At 69.0% G+C, this 5,485-nt stretch carries 4 protein-coding genes; 1 reads left to right on the forward strand and 3 read right to left on the reverse strand.

Annotated features, from left to right (window positions below):
- Positions 1 to 238: hypothetical protein (locus tag AB1609_14770; protein ID MEW6047721.1), on the reverse strand; the 238-nt coding region annotated here is incomplete at its 3' end.
- Between the two features lie 140 nt (positions 239 to 378).
- Between AB1609_14770 and AB1609_14775 the strand changes: the two genes are divergently transcribed.
- Positions 379 to 2,553, forward strand: a complete 2,175-nt coding sequence (locus AB1609_14775) for a PBP1A family penicillin-binding protein (protein MEW6047722.1) — start codon at positions 379 to 381, stop codon at positions 2,551 to 2,553.
- Positions 2,554 to 2,640: 87 nt separating this feature from the next.
- Here AB1609_14775 and AB1609_14780 read toward each other — a convergent pair whose 3' ends face one another.
- Together AB1609_14780 and AB1609_14785 are read right to left on the reverse strand one after the other, a co-directional pair.
- Positions 2,641 to 5,010, reverse strand: a complete 2,370-nt coding sequence (locus AB1609_14780; protein MEW6047723.1) for an endonuclease MutS2 — start codon at positions 5,008 to 5,010, stop codon at positions 2,641 to 2,643.
- Positions 5,011 to 5,077: 67 nt separating this feature from the next.
- On the reverse strand, positions 5,078 to 5,485 hold a 408-nt coding region (locus AB1609_14785; protein MEW6047724.1), incomplete at its 5' end, for a stage II sporulation protein P.

Here is a 5,485-nt window from a genome sequence, read left to right on the forward strand (position 1 = left end):
TTGTGCCAGGAGCATGGCTCACCTCCGCCGCCGCCTCCGCAACGACCCGCGAGGCCAGCAGCGTCATCTGCTGTACCGCCCACCGGTCGATGCTGGGGCCCAGGGTCACCTCCAAAAGCCACCCGCCCGCGGCCGCCATGACGGCCAGCAGCAGGACCACAAGCCCGACCGCGGTGCGAAAGCTCCCCCACGACGGGCGGGCAGGCCCCCGCCCCGCCCGCTGCAGACCCCTGGCCAAGATCGGCCTCCCAGCCCCGTATCGCGCATTGCCAGCATATGATGCGGATACCGCCACATGCTGGAACTGCCCGCCGAGTAGTGTGATAGGCCTGACAGGACGCGCCTCTCGGTGCTGAACGGGGCAGGGAGCGTGCTATAATGGGCCGGCTGCCATCTTCTGGCCAGAAGGAGTCGGTGAGGTTGTCGGCACCCGCCGCCCGCTCCACAAGGCGGTTCGTCGTGCTGACGGTGGCCATCGTGCTGGCCTCCACCCTGGGGGCCGTGGCGGGCGCGGTGGCGGCCCTGGTTCGAAGCACGCCCAATCTGGACGAGCCCCGGTTCGCTCCCAGGCAGACCACCTACATCTACGACCGCAAGGGCCGGGTCATCAGGAGCCTGTTCATCGAAAACCGGATCCCGGTCAGCATCGACGAGATCCCCCGGGTGATGCAGCAGGCCATCATCGCGGTGGAGGACGCCGACTTCGAGCGCCATCGGGGCGTCGACCTGCGTGCCATCCTGCGGGCGCTATGGGTAGACCTGCGCAGTGGGAGCATCGTTCAGGGCGGCAGCACCATCACCCAGCAGCTGGCCAAGACCGCCTTCCTCACCAACGACCGCACCCTCAGCCGCAAGATCCGGGAAGCGGTCCTGGCCATCGAACTGGAGCGCCGCTATACAAAAGAGGAGATCCTGGAGGCCTACCTCAACCAGATTTACTTCGACGAGGGTGCTTACGGCGTCGAGGCGGCCGCGCAGACCTACTTCGGCAAGAGCATCCGGGACGTGACGCTGGCCGAAGCGGCCCTGCTCGCGGCCATACCCCGCAGCCCGGTCAACTACAACCCCTACCGCAACCCGGACCGGGCGCTGGCCCGCCGCAACTTCGTTCTGGATCGCATGGTGGAGGTCGGGTACATCTCGCCCCGGGCGGCCCGCGAGGCGAAGGCGCAGCCCCTGGGGGTGATCCCGCGCAGGAGTGCACCCGAGGCTACGGCGTCGTACTTCGTCGACTACGTCCTTCAGGATCTGCTGGACCGCTACGGCAAAGAGGGCAAAGAGATGGTTTACGCCGGCGGCCTGAAGGTCTACACCACCCTTGACCTGAATTTGCAGCGGGCCGCCGAGGAGATCGCCCAGGACACCGACAGCCTGCGGATCCTGTACCGGGACGAGCGCGGCCTCCCCCAGCCCCAGATCGCGATCGTCACCCTGGACCCCAAGACCGGGGACATCCTGGCAATGGTCGGCGGGCGCGGCGACAACAACAAGTACAATCGGGCGGTGCTGGCAACCCGGCAGCCCGGCTCGGCCGTGAAACCCTTCATCTGGGTTGCGGCGATTGACCGGGGCCTGGCCACCCCCGCCACCGTCATCATAGACGAACCGCAGAGCTTCGTGCTCCCCAACGGCGAACCCTGGACCCCGGAGAACTACGACGAGATCTACCGCGGCCCCGTCACCCTGCGGACCGCACTGGAGCAGTCCATTAACATGGTGGCGATCCGCCTGCTGCAGCGGGTGCGCCCTGAGGTCGTCATGGAGTACATGGAAAAGATGGGGATCACCACGCTGGTTCGCGGTCCCGGCGAGCCCAACGACATGAACCTGTCGCTGGCGCTCGGCGGACTCACCAAAGGCGTCACCCCGCTGGAGATGGCCGCCGCGTACGCGGTCTTCGCGAGCGGCGGGATCTACTCGAAGCCTCGAGCCATCCTGCGGGTCGAGGACGCAAACGGCCTGGTGCTGGAACAGGTGCGGCCCCGCCAGCGCGTCGTGCTGCCCGAAATCAGCACCTACCTGGTTACGGATATGATGTGGGGCGTGGTCGCAAACGGCACGGGCAAGCCGGCACGGCTGCCGGATGGACGCCCCGTGGCCGGTAAGACCGGCACCACGGAAGACTTCACCAACGCCTGGTTCGTCGGGTTCACCCCGGACCTGGTGACGACGGTCTGGATCGGTAACGACAAGCAGAAAGAAGCGATGAGACCGCCCGGCGGGAAGCCCATCGGAAGCAGCAAGGCCGCCGAACTGTGGCGACAGTACATGAGCAAGGCGGTCGCCAATTTGCCGCCCCGGGACTTCCCCAAGCCGGCCGGCATCGTCGAGGGGATCCGCATCGACACGAGGACGGGGCTTCTGGCGCCGCCTGGATGCGGGCTTCCGGACTCCCAGGTACGTCTCGAGATCTTCGCCCAGGGGACGCAGCCGACCGAAACTTCGCCCAATTGCCGGCAGTCGTGGCTCCAGCTCCCGGACTGGCTTCGGCGCCCCTTCGACAACCTGTTCGACAGGTCAGAAAGTGGGCCGCCGGCGCCATCGCAACCCTGAGGCACGCGGTCAGGCCAGTTCCACGACCGTGACGCCGTCGCCGCCTTCGGCGGGCCCCGCGGCGGCGAAGCGCCGCACCCCCCCGTTTTACCGCAGATAGCTGCGCCCCGCCGCCCCCAAGGCCCCTGTACCGCGGCCGTGGATGACCCGAACCCGTTCCACGCCGGCCAGCGTGCAGTCGTCCAGGTACTTGTCGAGCCGGCCGGTGGCCTCGTCCGCCGTGAGGCCGCGCAGGTCGATCTCGCCGGGCAACGATGCCGCCTTCACGGCCCCCAGGGTGAGCGATGATGCGGCGCCACCCGTCGGAACCTGCCCCCGGCTCTCCTGCTGGGGGATCCAGGCCAGCTGGTCAGCCCGCACCCGGGTCCGCGCGGAACCCACCTGCACCACCACGTACCCCTGCTCGTCGGCCGCCTCCACCACCAAGCCCGTGGACCGCAGAGGCAACACGCACACCCGCTGGCCCGCCTCCACCCGGTAGAGGTCCTGGAGAGGCTCGAGAATCTGGCCCGGCGCCAGCTCCACGCTCACCCGATCCTCGACCTCGTTGAGGCGTTCGGAAAGGGCAACCGCCCGTGCCTCGAGCCTGCGGCGAGCCTCGGCCAGTTCCTGGCGAAGGCGGCGCACCTCGTCCAGCTGCTGCACCTTCGCCGCCTCTCGCCCTTGCCGGATCAGCGCTTCGAACTCCCGCCGGGCCTGCCGTGCCAGTTCCTCGGCCCTGGCGAGCGCCTCATCCAGCATCTCGCGGCGGCGTGCGCGTATCTTCTCCAGCTCCTCCCGAGCCCGCTTCAGCGCGGCAACCGCTTCGCTTCGCGCGGCGCTTGCCTCCGCCTGGCGCTGACGGGCAGCGTCGAGAGCGGCCTGGAGCTGTTCGATGAGGGCGTCGGCCCGGATTCGCTCTGGGCCCAGCCGCCGCCGGGCGTCACCCACGACCTCCGGCGGCAGCCCCAGCCGGGCAGCGATGGCCAGCGCCTGGCTCTGCCCGGGTGCCCCGATCTGCAGCCGGTAGGTGGGCGCGAGCGTCTCCAGGTCGAAGCTCACGCTGGCGTTGGCCATCCCCGGCGTCATGTGCGCCATCAGCTTGATGTCGCCCAGGTGGGTCGTGACGATGACCCGGGCACCCGCCGCCCGCAGCCGTTCGAGGATGGCGCATCCCAGCGCCGCCCCTTCCTCGGGGTCGGTGCCGGCGCCGAGTTCGTCGAGCAGCACCAGCATGTCCGGATCGGCTTCCGCAAGAATCGGGACGATGCGCCGCAGGTGCGACGAGAAGGTGCTGAGGTTGTCGGTCACGCTCTGCTGGTCGCCGATGTCGGCGCGGATGCGCTGGAAGACGGCGACCTCGCTGCCGGCGCCCGCCGGGACGTGCAGTCCGGCCTGCGCCATGAGGGTGAGCAGCCCCACCGTCTTCAGCGCGACCGTCTTGCCTCCCGTGTTGGGCCCCGTGATCACCAGCACCGAGAAGGACCGGCCAACCTCCACGCCGATGGGCACCACTTCCCCCTTGAGCAGGGGGTGGCGGGCCTCGTGCAGCACGACCCGCCCCTCGGTGTTGATCGCAGGCTCGACACCCTGCATGTCCAGGCTGAGGCGGGCGCGGGCCGCAATGGCGTCGATCTCGCCGACAGCCTCGAGGGCATCGAGAAGCTTCGCAGCGACCCCGGCAACCCGCGTGGAGAGCTCGCGCAGGATGCGTTCGACCTCTTCTTGCTCCCGGGCCTGCTCGGTGCGAACCGCATTGTTGGCCTCGACGACGCTCATCGGTTCGACGAAGAGCGTGGCGCCGCTGGCCGACGTGCCGTGGACGATGCCGGGCACCAATTCCCTGTACTCCTGCCGAACCGGAACCACGTACCGCCCCGCCCGCCGCGTGATGATCGGCTCCTGCAGCGCCTTGCGGACGTGCGCCGAACGCACCAGACGCTCAAGGGCCTCGTAGGCGCGCTCCCCCGAGCGCCGCAGGCGCAGGCGGATGGAGGCCAGCTCCGCGGATGCCGAGTCCAGCACCTGGCCATCTGCGCTGACGGCACGCCGGATGGCCTGGGCGACCGGTGTGGCGTCGACGAGATGGCCGAGCCAGCGCCCGAGAACGGGCGCAGGCCCGTCAGCAACCGCTTCCGAAGCGAGATACGCCCGCAGCCGGGCGACGCCCTCCACCGCATCAGCAACCTCTGCCAGTTCCTGGGCGCTCAAGATGCCGCCGGCCGCGCACCGCTGCAGCGGCTCCCTCACGTCCGGCACGCCGAGGGGCACGGCCGCATGCTGGCCGCCCAGAGTCAACAGCGCCTTCATCTGGGAGGTCTCAGCCAGCCGGGCGCGCACCGTCTCCGGGTCAGCCGACGGTAACAGCGCCGCTGCCGCCTCGCGTCCCATGGCGGTGGTGGTCCGCCTGCAAACCGCCTCCACTATTTCGGGAAACTCCAACATCCGTAGCGAGATCTCGTCAAATGCTTCCGGCAATGAGCTGGCCCCCCACAAGCCAGGCTCATTGTAGCGGCCGCAAGCAGACTCGGCAAGCACGCTTGACTCAGGCGCGGCGCCGAAGCTGCCGGCGGAGCCGGTTCCAGCTATCACCCAGGGTGTCGAAGAGCGCCACCACCCGCTGGTAGCCTTCTTCGTTCACGATCAGGTAGATGGCAAACCCCGAGACGACCAGCGCCAGCAAGATCCCTACCCCCTGCCAGCCCCGGCGGGAGGCGAAGCGCTGCGCACCCCTGGCATTGGGGTCGGGCATGTCCGGGCTGATGCGTATGTCCGCCAGCATGGACGCCAGCACGTTGGCGAACAGCCGCGCCCCGTTCTCCGCCTCCTGCAGGCGGTTGTACGTGGACCCAACCTCGGCCAGGATGGCGCGGGCAAACAGATCCTGGTTGTAGTCGCCGGCGGCGTAGAGGATTCCGCGGATGAGCCCGGGATAGGCGCGGTCCGCGTAGCC

Source organism: Bacillota bacterium (assembly GCA_040754675.1).
In the GTDB taxonomy this organism is placed as follows: Bacteria; Bacillota; Limnochordia; order Limnochordales; family Geochordaceae; genus Geochorda.